The sequence below is a fragment of the Pseudomonas sp. H26/SER47-MNA-CIBAN-0231 genome, from assembly GCF_040310465.1.
Lineage (GTDB): Bacteria > Pseudomonadota > Gammaproteobacteria > Pseudomonadales > Pseudomonadaceae > Aquipseudomonas > Aquipseudomonas atacamensis.
This window is the reverse complement of sequence record NZ_JBEOPW010000020.1, coordinates 102,001-117,441: the sequence shown is the minus strand read 5'-3', so window position 1 is coordinate 117,441 and position 15,441 is coordinate 102,001. Positions and strand designations below refer to the sequence as shown.

Genomic DNA, 15,441 nt, shown 5'->3' with positions numbered 1-15,441 from the left:
GAAAAATGCTCCGTATCTTTCGATACGGAGCATTTTCTTTGAGCGCTGCGCAGATTGCTAGGTTTTCACACAGTCTGTCTCGGCGGGTTTCTTTTTAATCAGCTCAACACTCAGGCTCAGTTGACCTTCGCGTTCAACTCACCCTTCAGATAACGCTGGTACATCGCTTCAAGCGAGATCGGTTTGATCTTCGAAGCATTACCAGCAGTACCAAACGCTTCGTAACGCGCGATGCACACGTCACGCATTGCTGTCACGGTGGCGCCGAAGAATTTACGTGGGTCGAATTCGCTCGGGTTGGTCGCCATCAGGCGACGCATGGCGCCGGTGGAGGCCAGGCGCAGGTCGGTGTCGATGTTGACCTTGCGCACGCCGTGCTTGATGCCTTCGACGATCTCTTCAACCGGGACGCCGTAGGTTTCTTTGATGTCGCCGCCGTACTGGTTGATGATCGCCAGCCACTCTTGTGGCACGGAGGACGAACCGTGCATCACCAGGTGGGTGTTGGGGATGCGCTTGTGGATTTCCTTGATGCGGTCGATCGCCAGCACGTCGCCGGTTGGTGGCTTGGTGAACTTGTAGGCGCCGTGGCTGGTGCCGATAGCGATGGCCAGGGCGTCGACCTGGGTGCGTTTGACGAAGTCAGCGGCTTCTTCCGGGTCGGTCAGCATCTGGCTGTGATCCAGAACGCCTTCGGCGCCGATGCCGTCTTCTTCACCGGCCATGCCGGTTTCCAGCGAACCCAGGCAGCCCAGCTCGCCTTCTACCGAAACGCCGCAGGCGTGAGCCATGGCCACGGTTTGTTGGGTAACGCGGACGTTGTAGTCGTAGTCGGTCGGGGTCTTGCCGTCTTCGCCCAGCGAGCCGTCCATCATCACCGAGCTGAAGCCCAGTTGAATCGAACGCTGGCAGACGTCAGGGCTGGTGCCGTGGTCCTGGTGCATGCACACCGGGATGTGCGGGAATTCTTCGATCGCCGCCAGGATCAGGTGACGCAGGAATGGTGCGCCGGCGTATTTGCGGGCGCCGGCCGAAGCCTGGACGATCACCGGGGAGTCAGTCTTGTCAGCGGCTTCCATGATGGCGCGCATCTGCTCAAGGTTGTTGACGTTGAAGGCTGGAACGCCGTAGCCGAACTCGGCTGCGTGGTCCAGCATCTGGCGCATGCTGATAAGTGCCATTGTGTGTGTCTCTCCCGGTTGAGGGTCGTTGATCGTGCCAGCCTGCCGGAGCGGCGGCGGCTATTCAAGTTAATGCAGATCGGGGGTTGAGGCCCGGTCTGGTGATTCGGCGTTACCAAAACTGTGTGAACAACAGAGAATCCCTGTGGGAGCGAGCCTGCTCGCGAAAGCGGTCTGACAGACACTGCATCATCGACGGCAAGATTGCTTTCGCGAGCAGGCTCGCTCCCACATTTGGATCTCTGTACACCAATTCAATCGTGTTACTCGGCCTTGCAACCACGGCCAATCAGGTCATTGGTGGCGACCCAGTACACCAGGCCTTCGTCACCCTTGACGTGAAACGCCAGCATGCCATCGCTGTACAGCGTGCCCGAGGCGCCCGGCTCTTCTTTCAGGCGATAGACCTGATCACCGCCGCCGAGGCGAACGTCGACTTCCTTCTGGCCGGCATCGGCGTAACGCCACAACACCTTGGCCTGGCTGTCGCAGGTCCAGGTCGTCCAGTTGTCTGCCGGGGCCGACGACTGAAACAGGTTCAACTGCGCGCAACCGCCCAACAATGCCAACGCCGCAACGGCGATCAAGCCTTTCATCCGTGTTCCTCGACTGACGACGCACGCCGCCAGCCCTGAGTTAAAGAGTCAGACCCGTCAAGGACAACCATGTTCCTTGACCGGGGTTTGCGTCTCGTATTTGTCCAGGCCGTCCGGGCCCGAGCGCTTGTTCAGCACCGGGTTGGTTTCGGCCTGCCAGTCGGCCTGGTAACAGCCCTTCTGCGGCTCGCTCGGTGCTGGCGTGGCGTCAGCCTTCGGGGTGCTCCCGCAGGCCGCCAGCGTACCGGTCAGCAACAACAGCGCTAACGACTTGACCATGTGAACACTCCTTTGCCTGGCCAAACGGGCGGCCTCAGGCCTTGGCCCGGCTTTCCAGGACTTCAACGGCAGGCAGCACCTTGCCTTCGACGAATTCGAGGAACGCGCCACCACCGGTGGAAATGTAGGAGATCTGCTCAGCCACGCCATATTTATCGATCGCCGCCAGGGTGTCGCCACCGCCCGCAATGGAGAATGCCGAGCTTTCGGCAATGGCCTGGGCCAGCACTTTGGTGCCGTTGCCGAACTGATCGAACTCGAACACGCCGACCGGGCCGTTCCACAGAATGGTTTTCGACGATTTCAGCAGCTCAGCGAAGTTGGCTGCGGTTTGCGGGCCGATGTCGAGAATCATGTCGTCAGCCGCAACATCAGCGATCAGCTTCACAGTCGCTTCAGCGCTTTCGGCAAATTCCTTGGCGACCACGACGTCAACCGGCAACGGCACGCTGACTTTCGCCGCGATTTCACGGGCGGTGTCGAGCAGGTCCGGTTCATACAGCGACTTGCCGACCGGGTGGCCGCCGGCAGCGAGGAAGGTGTTGGCGATGCCGCCGCCGACGATCAGTTGATCGCAGATCTGGCTCAGGCTGTTGAGTACGTCGAGTTTGGTCGAGACCTTGGAGCCGGCAACAATGGCCGCCATTGGCTTGGCCGGTGCGCCCAGGGCTTTGCCCAGTGCGTCCAGTTCAGCGGCCAGCAACGGGCCGGCAGCGGCGACTTTGGCGAACTTGGCGACACCATGGGTCGAACCTTCGGCGCGGTGAGCAGTTCCGAAAGCATCCATCACGAACACGTCGCACAGGGCCGCGTACTGCTGGGCCAGGTCGTCGGCGTTCTTCTTCTCGCCCTTGTTGAAGCGTACGTTTTCGAACAGCACGATGTCGCCAGCCTTGACTTCAACACCACCGAGGTAATCAGCCACCAGCGGCACTTCGCGCCCGAGCGCTTTGCTCAGGTAGTCGGCGACAGGTTTCAGGCTGTTCTCGGCGGAGAATTCGCCTTCGGTCGGACGGCCCAGGTGCGAGCAGACCATCACTGCCGCGCCTTTTTCCAGGGCCAGCTTGATGGTCGGCAGCGAAGCCAGGATGCGCGCGTCGCTGGTGACAACACCGTCCTTGACGGGGACGTTGAGGTCTTCGCGGATCAATACGCGCTTACCTTGCAGATCGAGGTCGGACATCTTCAACACGGTCATGGGTCGCACTTCCTACGGTTTTTTTGAAGTTGCTGTTTGCAGATAGTGGTCTGCAACGTCCAGCATTCGGTTGGCAAAACCCCATTCGTTGTCGAACCAGGCCAGAATGTTCACCAGTTTGGGGCCGGAAACACGGGTCTGACTGGCATCGACGATGGCCGAATGTGGGTCATGGTTGAAATCACAGCTGGCGTGCGGCAACTCGGTGTAGGCCAGAAGGCCTTTGAGCGGGCCGCTGGTGGCGGCTTCGCGCAGGATCCGGTTGACCTCGTTGGCGTCAGTCGCGGTGGCGGTCTGCATCGTGATGTCGAGGCAGGACACGTTGACTGTCGGCACGCGCACGGCTTTGGCCTGAATTCGCCCGGCAAGTTCCGGCAGCAGGCGCTCGATACCGCGTGCCAGACCAGTGGACACCGGGATCACCGACTGGAACGCCGAACGCGTGCGGCGCAGGTCTTCGTCATGATAGGCGTCGATCACCGGCTGATCGTTCATCGCCGAGTGAATCGTAGTGATCGACACGTAATCGAGACCGATCGCCTGATCGAGCAGACGCAGCAGCGGCACGCCGCAATTTGTCGTGCACGAGGCGTTGGACACCAGCAGTTCGTCGCCGGTCAGGCAGTCCTGATTGACGCCGTAGACGATGGTAGCGTCGACATCCGCTTCGCTGGCCATCGGCTGCGAGAACAGCACACGCGGCGCGCCGGCATCGAGAAAACGCTGGCCATCGGCACGGGTGTGGTAAGCGCCGGAGCATTCCAGCACCAGATCGACGCCCAGCGACGCCCAATCGATGCCTTCAGGGGTGGCACTGCGCAGGACCTTCACGCAGTCGCCATTGATATGCAGACAATCGCCCTCAACCCGCACTTCGCCGGGAAAGCGGCCGTGGGTGGAGTCGAAGCGTGTCAGGTATTCGATGCTGGCCATGTCGGCCAGATCGTTGATCGCGACAATTTCAAACCCGGCCTGCGCGCCGCGCTCGAACAACGCCCGCAAGACGCAACGACCAATGCGGCCGTAGCCGTTGAGTGCAACTTTGTAGGGACGCGGTTGAGGCATGGGGTTCTCGATTACCGTGGTGAATCATGCAGTGCGATATTGCCTGAACCAACGCTTTCGCGAGCAGGCTCGCTCCCACATTGGAATGCATTTCCCTGTGGGAGCGAGCCTGCTCGCGAAGGCGTCAGCCCGGACAACACAACTGTCAGATTTAGTCTTCCAGCAGCTCTTCAGCCTGACCGAGGATGTTTTCCAGGGTAAAACCGAACTCTTCGAACAATGCCGAAGCCGGCGCCGACTCACCGTAGGTGGTCATGCCGATCACGCGACCTTCCAGCCCCACGTACTTGAACCAGAAATCGGCGTGGGCCGCTTCGATGGCGATACGTGCGCTGACCTGCAACGGCAGAACCGACTGCTTGTACTCCGCATCCTGAGCATCAAACGCGCTGGTGCAAGGCATCGAGACCACGCGAACCTTGCGGCCCTGCTCGGTCAGTTTGTCGAAGGCTTGAACCGCCAGACCGACTTCCGAACCGGTGGCGATCAGGATCAGCTCAGGCTCGCCTGCGCAATCCTTGAGCACATAACCACCACGGCTGATGTTGGCAATCTGGCCAGCATCGCGTTCCTGGTGCTGCAGGTTCTGCCGCGAGAAGATCAGCGCCGACGGGCCGTCCTTGCGCTCCAGCGCGTTTTTCCAGGCCACTGCCGATTCCACGGCATCGGCTGGACGCCAGGTGTCGAGGTTCGGCGTGCTGCGCAGGCTGGTCAATTGCTCGATCGGCTGGTGCGTCGGGCCGTCTTCGCCCAGACCGATGGAGTCGTGGGTGTAGACGTGGATCACGCGTTTCTTCATCAAAGCCGACATACGTACGGCGTTGCGTGCGTATTCCATGAACATCAGGAAGGTCGCGCCGTAAGGCACCAGACCGCCGTGCAGGGCGACGCCGTTCATGATCGCGGTCATGCCGAACTCGCGCACGCCGTAGTACATGTAGTTGCCGCTGGCGTCTTCAGCGCTGACGCCTTTGCAGCCTTTCCACAGGGTCAGGTTGGAGCCGGCGAGGTCAGCCGAACCGCCGAGCATTTCCGGCAGCAGCGGGCCGAAGGCGTTGAGGGTGTTCTGGCTGGCTTTGCGGCTGGCGATGGTTTCGCCCTTGGCCGCGACTTCGGCGATGTAGGCCGAGGCTTTTTCCGAGAAGTCGGCCGGCAGTTCGCCGCTCAGACGACGGATCAGCTCGTTGGCTTCAGTCGGGAATGCAGCGGAGTAAGCGGCGAAACGCTGATCCCACTCTGCTTCGACCGCGCGGCCAGCTTCTTTGGCGTCCCACTCCGCATAGATCTCGGCCGGGACTTCGAACGGGCCGTGGTTCCAGTTCAGTGCCTGACGGGTCAGGGCGATTTCTGCGTCACCCAATGGGGCGCCGTGGCAATCTTCCTTGCCCTGCTTGTTCGGCGAACCGAAACCGATGGTGGTCTTGCAGCAGATCAGCGTCGGTTGAGCGCTCTTGCGCGCGGTTTCGATGGCGGTCTTGATCTCTTCCGGATCGTGGCCGTCGACGTTGCGGATCACCTGCCAGTTGTAGGCCTCGAAACGCTTCGGCGTGTCATCGGTGAACCAGCCTTCGACTTCACCGTCGATGGAAATGCCGTTGTCATCGTAGAAGGCAATCAGCTTGCCCAGGCCCAGCGTGCCGGCCAGGGAAGCGACTTCGTGGGAAATGCCTTCCATCATGCAGCCATCACCGAGGAACACGTAGGTGTGGTGGTCAACGATGTTGTGGCCGGGACGGTTGAACTGCGCGCCCATGACTTTTTCCGCCAAGGCGAAACCGACGGCGTTGGCCAGACCCTGACCCAGCGGACCGGTGGTGGTTTCGACGCCCGGGGTGTAACCGAATTCGGGATGACCTGGAGTGCGGCTGTGCAGTTGACGGAACTGCTTGAGGTCGTCGATCGACAGGTCGTAGCCGGTCAGGTGCAGCAGCGAGTAGATCAACATCGAGCCGTGGCCGTTGGACAGCACGAAGCGGTCACGGTCGGCGAACGACGGGTTGCTCGGGTTGTGCTTGAGGTAGTCGCGCCACAGCACTTCGGCAATATCTGCCATACCCATAGGGGCACCGGGATGGCCGCTGTTGGCTTTTTGCACGGCATCCATGCTGAGGGCACGAATGGCGTTGGCACGCTCACGACGGCTAGGCATCGCTGATCTCCTGGGTGTGAATAGACTGAAACGGAAAAAGGAGGGCATTTTCCCTCACCCATGCGCCTCGGGGCAATGACAGATAGTCATCGGCAGGCGTTTTTCCAATCGATAGCACAGGTTTCGCTTGGTGAAACCTTTCCGCTATTCGTTTGTAGAGACTGCCGTCCGCCGAGAAGTGCCATTTATCGAGCAATATCAAAACTTTTTGATATTGGCCTTGCGGTGCCTTGCCCCCGTCTCTAGACTGCCAGCCCTATGAACTTACGCGTGCCTTCCATTCGCCATGACGATTGCGACGAGCTGGCGGCCTTGTGCAAGGCCGGCGGCGATCCGCTGCGGCTGAATGTATTGCGCGCGCTGGCCAACGATTCGTTTGGCGTGCTGGAGCTGGCGCAGATTTTCGGCATCGGCCAGTCGGGCATGAGCCACCACCTCAAGGTGCTGGCGCAAGCCGATCTGGTGGCGACACGCCGTGAGGGCAACGCGATTTTCTATCGTCGCGCCCTGCCCCACAGCGGATTGCTCGGCGGCAAGCTGCACGCGGCATTGCTGGAAGAAGTCGACGATCTGGATCTGCCTGATGAAGTGCAAGCACGCATCGAGCAGGTTCACGGCCAGCGTGCCGCCGCCAGCCGGGATTTTTTCGCCCGGGTCGCGGAAAAATTCCGTGCCCAGCAGGATTTGATCGCAGGCCTGCCGCAGTACCGTGACAGCGTGCTGGCCCTGCTCGACAAACTGAACTTCGATGGTGCAGCCACGGCCATTGAAGTCGGCCCCGGCGATGGTGCTTTTCTGCCGGAACTGGCCCGTCGCTTCGGCACCGTAACCGCGCTGGACAACAGCCCGGCGATGCTCGAACTGGCGCGTCAGGTGTGTGAACGTGAACAGCTGGCTAACGTCAGCCTGCAATTGGCCGATGCATTGAACGGCACAAGCCTCAAGGCCCATTGCGTAGTGTTGAACATGGTCCTGCACCATTTCGCCGCCCCGGCCGATGCGCTCAGGCACATGGCCGATCTGCTGCAACCGGGCGGTAGCCTGCTCGTGACAGAGTTATGTAGCCACAACCAGAGTTGGGCCAGGGAGGCCTGCGGTGATCTCTGGTTGGGGTTTGAACAGGACGATCTGGCCCGTTGGGCCACCGCTGCGGGACTCGTTCCCGGGGAAAGCCTCTATGTAGGCTTACGTAATGGTTTCCAGATCCAGGTTCGCCACTTTCAGCGACCGGCTGGCGACACTCACCATCGGTAAATTCAGGAAAACATCGAGATGAGCGAATACTCCCTCTTCACCTCCGAGTCCGTGTCTGAAGGACATCCGGACAAAATCGCCGACCAGATTTCCGATGCGGTGCTGGACGCCATTATTGCCCAGGACAAACACGCTCGCGTGGCCGTGGAAACCCTGGTCAAGACCGGCGTCGCCATCGTTGCCGGTGAAGTGACCACCAGCGCCTGGGTCGACCTGGAGCAGATCGTTCGTGACGTGATTTGCGACATCGGCTACACCAGCTCCGAAGTCGGCTTCGACGGCGCGACCTGCGGCGTGATGAACATCATCGGCAAGCAGTCCCCTGACATCAACCAGGGTGTCGACCGCGCCAAGCCTGAAGATCAGGGCGCCGGCGACCAGGGCCTGATGTTCGGCTACGCCAGCAACGAAACCGACGTTTTGATGCCAGCGCCGATCACCTTCTCGCACCAGCTGGTGCAGCGTCAGGCTGAAGCACGCAAGTCGGGCCTGCTGCCTTGGCTGCGTCCGGATGCCAAGTCGCAAGTGACCTGCCGTTACGAAGGCGGCAAGGTTGTCGGTATCGACGCTGTTGTTCTGTCGACCCAGCACAACCCGGAAGTGTCGTACAAAGACCTGCGCGAAGGCGTGATGGAGCTGATCGTCAAGCACGTACTGCCTGCCGAACTGCTGAGCAAGGACACCCAGTTCCACATCAACCCGACCGGCCAGTTCATCATTGGCGGCCCGGTAGGTGACTGCGGTCTGACCGGCCGCAAGATCATCGTCGACAGCTACGGCGGCATGGCCCGTCACGGCGGCGGCGCGTTCTCCGGCAAGGATCCATCGAAGGTTGACCGTTCGGCTGCCTACGCTGGCCGTTACGTGGCCAAGAACATCGTTGCGGCCGGCCTGGCCGAGCGTTGCGAGATCCAGGTTTCCTACGCGATCGGTGTGGCCCAGCCTACGTCGATCTCGCTGAACACCTTCGGCACCGGCAAGATCAGCGATGACAAGATCATCAAACTGGTGCGTGAAGTGTTTGACCTGCGTCCATACGCAATCACCACCATGCTCGACCTGCTGCACCCGATGTATCAGGAAACCGCAGCCTACGGCCACTTCGGTCGTGCGCCGCAGACCAAGACCGTTGGCGAAGACAGCTTCACCACGTTCACCTGGGAAAAAACCGACCGCGCCGACGCCCTGCGTTCCGCCGCTGGCCTGTAATACCCTGGCTGCAAGAAAGCCCCGCACGGTTCGCGCCGTGCGGGGCTTTTTCATGCCTGACAGATTTTTGAGATCTGTGTGGGAGCGAGCCTGCTCGCGAAGGCGCCCGCCCATGCAACGTCAATTCAGAATCCGGAAACACCTCGAAAAACACCCCAGGTAACGCATTTCGAATCCTCACCTACCCTTCAAATATTACCCCCGAGCAAGGACGCTCAACGATGCTCTTCACACTGCGCCTGTTGCTGGCCTTCCTGCTGGCACTCATCACCCTTGTCAGCCAAGCCAACTGTCCGAACTGGGATCTTTCCCAAGCCCAACGCGAAATCACCACCCTGCAAAACCGGATCGACCAATGGGACGACGCCTATCACCGCGAAGGCCGCTCATTGATCAGCGACGAACTCTATGACCAGTCCCAGCTGCGTCTGAAAGAATGGCAAGCCTGTTTTAACCAACCCTCATCCCCGCAGCCGTTGCGCACCGCGTCCGGCACGGTCACCCACCCCATCGCCCATACCGGTCTGGACAAGCTGCACAAAGCCGAAGACGTCGCCCACTGGTTGCGCGATCGCCAGAACGTCTGGGTGCAGCCCAAGGTCGACGGCGTGGCTGTCACGCTGATCTACCGCCAGGGAATATTGCAGCAGGCGATCAGTCGCGGTGACGGGGTCAACGGCCAGGACTGGACCGCCTCCGCGCACAGGATCGCAGCCATTCCGCAACGGTTGAGGCAGCCACGGGATCTGCTGGTACAGGGCGAACTTTATTGGCGCCTCAACGCACATGTTCAATCACAGTCCGGCAGCGTCAATGCCCGCGCCACCATCGCCGGGCTGATGGGACGCAAAACACTCGATGTTGAACAGGCCGCCGGGATCGGCCTGTTTGTCTGGGACTGGCCGCAAGGTCCTGTGCGGCTGCCGGAGAGATTGTCCGAACTTCAGACATTGGGGTTCGCCACAACCGAGCCCTATACCCAGCCCGTCACCCGATTCGAAGACGCGCAAAAATGGCGCGAGCACTGGTATCGCTCGCCACTGCCCTTTGCCAGCGACGGCGTGGTGCTGCGCCAGAGCCAACGGCCACCCGCCGAACGCTGGCAGGCTCGCGCGCCGTATTGGGCGATCGCCTGGAAATACCCTTTCGCCCAGGCATTGGCCGAAGTGCGCAAGGTCAATTTCAAGATCGGCCGCACCGGGCGGATCACGCCGGTGCTGGAACTGCTGCCGGTCAGACTCGATGACCGCGAAATCAAACGGGTCAGTGTCAGCTCGCTCAAGCGCTGGCAAACCCTCGACATCCGTCCAGGCGATCAGGTGGCAATCAGTCTGGCCGGGCTGACCATTCCGCGCCTGGACAGTGTCGTGCTGCGCACCAGCGAACGGGCAGACATCAGCATTCCCGATGCCGGCGATTACCACATACTGAGCTGTTGGCAACCGACGCCGGGGTGTGAAAGCCAGTTTCTCGCGCGTCTGACCTGGATCAGTGGCAAGCAGGGCCTGGCCATGCAGCATGTCGGGCGTGGCACCTGGGAGAAACTTTTGGAAACAGGCCGTCTGAAACACCTGCTGGATTGGCTGACCCTCGATGCGTCAGAGCTTGCTAACATTGCCGGCCTCGGCGAGCGCAGCAGCGCACGGCTGATCGACAGTTTTCAGGGCGCGCGGCAACAGCCGTTCGCTCGATGGTTGAAAGCGCTGGGCATGCCGCCGACCGGACAGGCACAACTGGACGATTCGTGGCAGGCCCTGGCACAACGCGACACTGAACAATGGCAGGCAGAAGCCGGCATCGGCCCGGGACGCGCGGCGCAACTGAGCGCATTCTTTCGCGACCCGCAGGTACTGGCTTTGAGTGAAACCCTGAAAGCCGCCGGAATCGACGGCTTCTGAACCTGCAATCCCCGCCCGGCGGGAACCCAACGGCCGGCCAGACGCTCCAACAGCGCAGTGCCCTCCCACCCCGATTGCCTTTGCACATGGAGCTTTTATGAAATTTCTCGCACCGCTCGCCCTGCTTACTCTTTGCGGCGTCATGGCCGCCCCGGTCATGGCCGAAGAAGACGGCCCGGGCCTGACCGGTTGCGCTGCCAAGAAGCAGGGCATCATCAATCAGATCGAACAGGCCAAGTCGCGCGGCAACATGGAGCAGCAGGCAGGCCTGGAAACCGCACTGCGTGAAGTGAACGAACATTGCACCGACGCCGGGCTGAAGAAAGAGCGTGAGAACAAGGTGCTTGAAGCCAAGCATGAGGTGAGCCAGCGTCAGGCGGACCTCGACAAGGCCATGAAGAAGGGCGATCCGGAGAAGATCAACAAGCGCAAGGAAAAGCTCGCCGAGTCGCGCAAGGAACTGCAGGAAGCGCTGGACGAGATCGATAAGTAACCGAAGCCCTTTGGGGAGGGGACTTATCCCCTTCCGGCGGCGAGGCCGTCGCAAATTCGACTGGTCGGGTCCGACTGAAAAAACCCGGTTGTATGGTTTTGGGGCTGCTTCGCAGCCCATCGGGGATAAATCCCCTCGCCACAAGGCACTCAGCAGTTTCAGGAATCAATGATCGCGAAACTCTTTATGGCAAGCACTGCAGGCATCTTCAACTTTCTGCACTGCCGGCCCGAGATTGCTGGCCTTGTACGGCTGAACCTGACTGGCGACCACCAGTTCACCGGTAGCCGCTTCGAGGGCGCGGGCCAGTTCCTGAAAACGCGCCTGTTTCTGCCAGACATCGTCCTTGGCGCTGGTGTGATCTTCCTCGCGCACCTGCGGGAAATGCTTCCAAGGCTCATGGGCCAACGCATCAAGTCTGAACGCACCTTCGGCAAATTTCGGCCCGTCGAAGGCAATGCGCCCACGCAACATGCCGCCGAGGTCTTCGCTGGTCTTGAGCATCTGCTTGAAGATCGCCTTGCGCTGGCCCAGCGGCGAATTCGGGTCGACACCGCCACAGGCGGACAAGGTCAGGCAGGCCAGCAATACAACAGCAATGGGTTTCAGAGTCATGGTGGCTTCAGGTCGCGGAAATCGGCGGCCAGTATCCTCGGCTCACCGCCAAACACCAATAGCCCTATTAAAAATACGGGTTGGTCGAGCGCATGGAGCACTCGACCAACCGGCACAGGAATCACTCCATGAACAGCCGCTTCACGGCCTGGCGTCACCCGCTTATCGCCACCCTTCCACTGCTCGCCATCCTCGCCGGTTGCACAGGCGGCGACAGCGCCAAACCAAAAACCCATGCGCTGGCCACCTATTCCAGCGCGACCTGGGAAGCCTTGCCCGCGGTCTCCGACAGCGATCTGGTCGCCGGTTTCGGCTCGTGGCGCAGCGCCTGCACACGACTCAAAGCCGACGCAGTCTGGGGGCCGACCTGCGCTGCGGCGGTGAATGTGCCGCAAAGCGCCGCCGAGATTCGTGCATTCCTCAAGCAGAATCTCGATGTCTACGGCCTGCGCGCCGAGAACGACAACCCCAACGGTCTGATCACCGGCTACTACGAACCGGTGTACCCCGGCAGCCTGACGCCCACCGCAACGGCGAACGTGCCGGTGTACGGCGTGCCGGAAGACATGATCATCGTCTCGCTCGACAGCATCTACCCGGAATTGAAAGGCAAGCGCCTGCGCGGCCGCCTCGAAGGTCGCGTGCTCAAGCCTTACGACGACGCGGCGACCATCGAATCCAAAGGCGTGAAAGCGCCAGTGGTCGCCTATCTGACTGATCCGATGAATCTGCAATTTCTACAGATCCAGGGTTCGGGCCGGATTCAGACCGAGGACGGCAAACAGTTGCGCATCGCCTACGCCGATCAGAACGGCCACCCGTACCGGCCGATCGGTCGCTGGCTGGTCGAGCAAGGCGAGCTGAAGAAAGAAGACGTGACCATGAGCGCGATCAGCAACTGGGCCAAGGCCAACCCGACGCGCATTCCGGAACTGCTCGCCAGCAACCCGAGCTACGTGTTCTTCACCCGCAACCCGGACAGCAACGAAGGCCCGCGCGGCTCGCTGAACGTGCCGCTGACCGCCGGCTACAGCGCGGCGGTGGATCGCAAGGTGATTCCGTTGGGCAGTCTGTTATGGCTGTCGACCACCAAGCCGGATGGCACCCCACTGGTGCGCCCGGTCGCGGCGCAGGATACCGGCGGCGCGATTGCCGGTGAGGTGCGCGCGGATCTGTTCTGGGGCACGGGTGATGCGGCCGGGCAACTGGCCGGGGACATGAAACAGCAGGGGCAGATATGGATGCTCTGGCCTAAAGGGGCGGCGTTGCCGCAGGTCCCGCAGGTGGCGGATACACCGAAGCAAAAATCTTAAATTCTTCGTGGCCTGATCCATCGCTTTCGCGAGCAGGCTCGCTCCCACATCTGGAATGCATTTCCATGTGGGAGCGAGCCTGCTCGCGAAGAGGCCGGCAGCAACAGCCGATAATCAGATCGACACAAAGAAAAACGAAGCAATCAGCCCCATCCCGATAAACCACACCACCGAACGCAGTGCAGCCCAGTCGGCCAGATAGCAAATGATGTACAGCAGGCGACTGGTGATAAACAGCACGGCCAGCACATTGACCGTCACCAGCTGCGCAGTGCCGACCAGATGCGCAACGATCACCGCAGCGGCAAACGCAGGCGTTACTTCAAAGCTGTTCAGTTGCGCGGCGTGGGCGCGACGGGCGACGCCATCGACGCTGTCGAGAAAGTCCCGTGGATCATAATTGTCCTTCAAGCGGAAACCGCCGGTGGCCTTCGCCACGATCGTGCACACGTACGGCAGGAAAATCGCGATCAACACACACCACAGAGCCACTGTCATAACGTCGTCCTTTTTTCGATTGGAGAAATTGGCGAGCGATCAGAAATTCATCACCAGCATGCCGATCAGCACCTGCCCACAGGCTAAGAGCCGCGCCCGGCAGAAAGGTTCTTTCAGCTGGATATAACACGGCAATTCCAGCGAGCCGTCGATTAGTCAGATTATTGATTCGTCATGTGTCAGCAGCTGTTTATACTGCAACCCACCGCGCCGTACTCAGCTGCACACCAAAAAATTCCAATAAAAGCTGCCTGCTCCGCTTTCTTCGAAAACGGTCGCTGGCACGCGTATGCCTGATCAAAGCGTCAAGACTACCGACAGAGACCTTGCGCATGCCCCTCGCTTTAATTGCACTCGCCGTTGCCGCGTTCGGCATCGGCACTACCGAATTCGTCATCATGGGCCTGCTGCCCGACGTCGCCCGCGATCTGGCGGTGAGCATTCCTCACGCCGGGCTGCTGATCACCGGTTACGCCCTGGGCGTGGTGTTCGGCGCACCGATCCTGGCGATCGGCACCGCCAATATGCCGCGCAAAGCGACACTGCTGGGCATGACGCTGATGTTCATCCTCGGCAACGTGCTCTGCGCGCTCGCGCCGAACTACGCGACGCTGATGGCGGCGCGGGTGGTCACGGCACTGTGTCATGGCGCGTTTTTCGGCATTGGCTCGGTGGTTGCTGCCGGCCTGGTTGCGCCGAACAAACGCGCGCAAGCCATTGCCATGATGTTCACCGGCCTGACCCTGGCCAACGTGCTTGGCGTGCCACTCGGCACAGCGCTTGGCCAATACGCTGGCTGGCGCTCGACCTTCTGGGCGGTGTCGGTGATCGGCATTGTTGCGGCGCTGGCGCAGTGGTTGTGGCTGCCAAAACACATCGCGATGGACAAAGCCAACCTCGCCAGCGAATTCAAAGTGCTGGGCAAGGCCAACGTGCTGCTGGCGCTGGGCATGAGCGTGCTGGCCTCGACCAGCCTGTTCAGCGTGTTCACCTATATCGCGCCGATTCTGCAAGACATCACTGGCGTCAGCCCCCACGGCGTGACGGTGATGCTGCTGTTGTTCGGCGTCGGCCTGACAGCGGGCAGCATGCTCGGCGGGCGTCTGGCCGATAGCCGCTTGCTGCCGTCACTGGTCGGCGTGGCACTGGCAGTTGTGGTGATTCTGGCGGCGTTCAGCCAGACCAGCCGCGCGGTGATTCCGGCGGCGATTACCCTGGTGCTGTGGGGGATTTTCGCCTTTGCGCTGTGCCCGATTCTGCAGTTGCTGATCATCGATCAGGCGCATGAAGCGCCGAATCTGGGTTCGACGCTGAACCAGAGCGCGTTCAATCTGGGCAACGCAGCAGGTGCCTGGATTGGCGGGCTGGTGGTTGCCAGCGGCGCGGATCTGGCGGACCTGCCGTGGACCGGGGCGCTGGTCGGCGTGCTGACGGTGCTGACGGCGCTGTTGTTCATTTACCTGCAACGTCGACGGGCGAGTGCGGTCAATGTGTCTGGCTGAGACCTCTGCGACTGACTACCTGTGGCGAGGGGATTTATCCCCGTTGGGCTGCGCAGCAGCCCCCAAAAACCTTCAATCGGGTTTTGTCAGAAATAATCGATAAACCGGATTGCGACGGCTTCGCCGCCGAGCGGGGATAAATCCCCTCGCCACAATGAACTGTGGTGTGTCCCATGTCGCTCTTCGCCCAT

The 15,441-nt window shown here is 60.9% G+C and carries 14 protein-coding genes; 6 read left to right on the top strand and 8 right to left on the bottom strand.

Translation table 11 applies throughout. The features are described from left to right. Window positions 1-116: 116 nt before the first annotated feature. The 6 genes from fba to tkt all read right to left on the bottom strand — a co-directional run bounded on the left by fba (window position 117) and on the right by tkt (window position 6,468). The gene (fba, locus tag AAEZ10_RS23870; RefSeq protein WP_008081027.1) at window positions 117-1,181 is read right to left on the bottom strand and encodes a class II fructose-bisphosphate aldolase; all 1,065 of its coding nucleotides are present in this window, start codon (window positions 1,179-1,181) and stop codon (window positions 117-119) included. Between the two features lie 263 nt (window positions 1,182-1,444). After that, on the bottom strand, window positions 1,445-1,777 hold the full coding sequence (locus AAEZ10_RS23865; RefSeq protein WP_071173874.1) for an MliC family protein: 333 nt from the start codon (window positions 1,775-1,777) through the stop codon (window positions 1,445-1,447). 57 nt (window positions 1,778-1,834) lie between these two features. Continuing rightward, the gene (locus AAEZ10_RS23860; protein ID WP_016772786.1) at window positions 1,835-2,056 is read right to left on the bottom strand and encodes a hypothetical protein; all 222 of its coding nucleotides are present in this window, start codon (window positions 2,054-2,056) and stop codon (window positions 1,835-1,837) included. Between the two features lie 34 nt (window positions 2,057-2,090). Continuing rightward, entirely contained in the window at window positions 2,091-3,254 is a 1,164-nt protein-coding gene (locus AAEZ10_RS23855) for a phosphoglycerate kinase (protein WP_350571259.1), read from the bottom strand. 12 nt (window positions 3,255-3,266) lie between these two features. Next, complete coding sequence (gene epd / locus AAEZ10_RS23850) at window positions 3,267-4,319, bottom strand: erythrose-4-phosphate dehydrogenase (protein WP_071173875.1); 1,053 nt, start codon at window positions 4,317-4,319, stop codon at window positions 3,267-3,269. Between the two features lie 151 nt (window positions 4,320-4,470). Further along, window positions 4,471-6,468 carry a transketolase gene (gene tkt / locus AAEZ10_RS23845; RefSeq protein WP_071173876.1) on the bottom strand — a complete coding sequence of 666 codons (1,998 nt, stop codon included), beginning with the start codon at window positions 6,466-6,468 and terminating at the stop codon, window positions 4,471-4,473. A 258-nt stretch (window positions 6,469-6,726) separates the two neighbouring features. Between tkt and AAEZ10_RS23840 the strand changes: the two genes are divergently transcribed. The 4 genes from AAEZ10_RS23840 to AAEZ10_RS23825 all read left to right on the top strand — a co-directional run bounded on the left by AAEZ10_RS23840 (window position 6,727) and on the right by AAEZ10_RS23825 (window position 11,322). Beyond that, a complete protein-coding gene (locus AAEZ10_RS23840; protein ID WP_041476783.1) occupies window positions 6,727-7,722 on the top strand; it encodes an ArsR/SmtB family transcription factor in 996 nt (331 codons plus the stop codon). 18 nt (window positions 7,723-7,740) lie between these two features. Beyond that, entirely contained in the window at window positions 7,741-8,931 is a 1,191-nt protein-coding gene (metK, locus tag AAEZ10_RS23835; protein ID WP_024014624.1) for a methionine adenosyltransferase, read from the top strand. A gap of 221 nt (window positions 8,932-9,152) precedes the next feature. Then, entirely contained in the window at window positions 9,153-10,829 is a 1,677-nt protein-coding gene (gene ligB / locus AAEZ10_RS23830; protein ID WP_350571256.1) for an NAD-dependent DNA ligase LigB, read from the top strand. Between the two features lie 97 nt (window positions 10,830-10,926). After that, window positions 10,927-11,322: a DUF1090 domain-containing protein gene (locus AAEZ10_RS23825; protein ID WP_016772779.1), complete on the top strand. Its 396-nt coding sequence runs from the start codon at window positions 10,927-10,929 to the stop codon at window positions 11,320-11,322. A 165-nt stretch (window positions 11,323-11,487) separates the two neighbouring features. Here AAEZ10_RS23825 and AAEZ10_RS23820 read toward each other — a convergent pair whose 3' ends face one another. Then, window positions 11,488-11,937, bottom strand: a complete 450-nt coding sequence (locus AAEZ10_RS23820) for a c-type cytochrome (RefSeq protein WP_350571254.1) — start codon at window positions 11,935-11,937, stop codon at window positions 11,488-11,490. 128 nt (window positions 11,938-12,065) lie between these two features. Here AAEZ10_RS23820 and mltA point away from each other — a divergent pair, with 128 nt between their 5' ends. Further along, a complete protein-coding gene (gene mltA / locus AAEZ10_RS23815) occupies window positions 12,066-13,250 on the top strand; it encodes a murein transglycosylase A (RefSeq protein WP_350571252.1) in 1,185 nt (394 codons plus the stop codon). Between the two features lie 114 nt (window positions 13,251-13,364). Here the strand turns inward: mltA and AAEZ10_RS23810 are convergent, their stop codons facing one another. Then, window positions 13,365-13,748, bottom strand: a complete 384-nt coding sequence (locus AAEZ10_RS23810) for an MAPEG family protein (protein ID WP_039757593.1) — start codon at window positions 13,746-13,748, stop codon at window positions 13,365-13,367. A 332-nt stretch (window positions 13,749-14,080) separates the two neighbouring features. On the opposite strand from AAEZ10_RS23810, the gene AAEZ10_RS23805 reads away from it, so the two are divergent. Then, window positions 14,081-15,250, top strand: coding sequence for an MFS transporter (locus tag AAEZ10_RS23805; RefSeq protein ID WP_350571250.1), 1,170 nt, complete (start codon window positions 14,081-14,083; stop codon window positions 15,248-15,250). Window positions 15,251-15,441 lie beyond the last annotated feature (191 nt).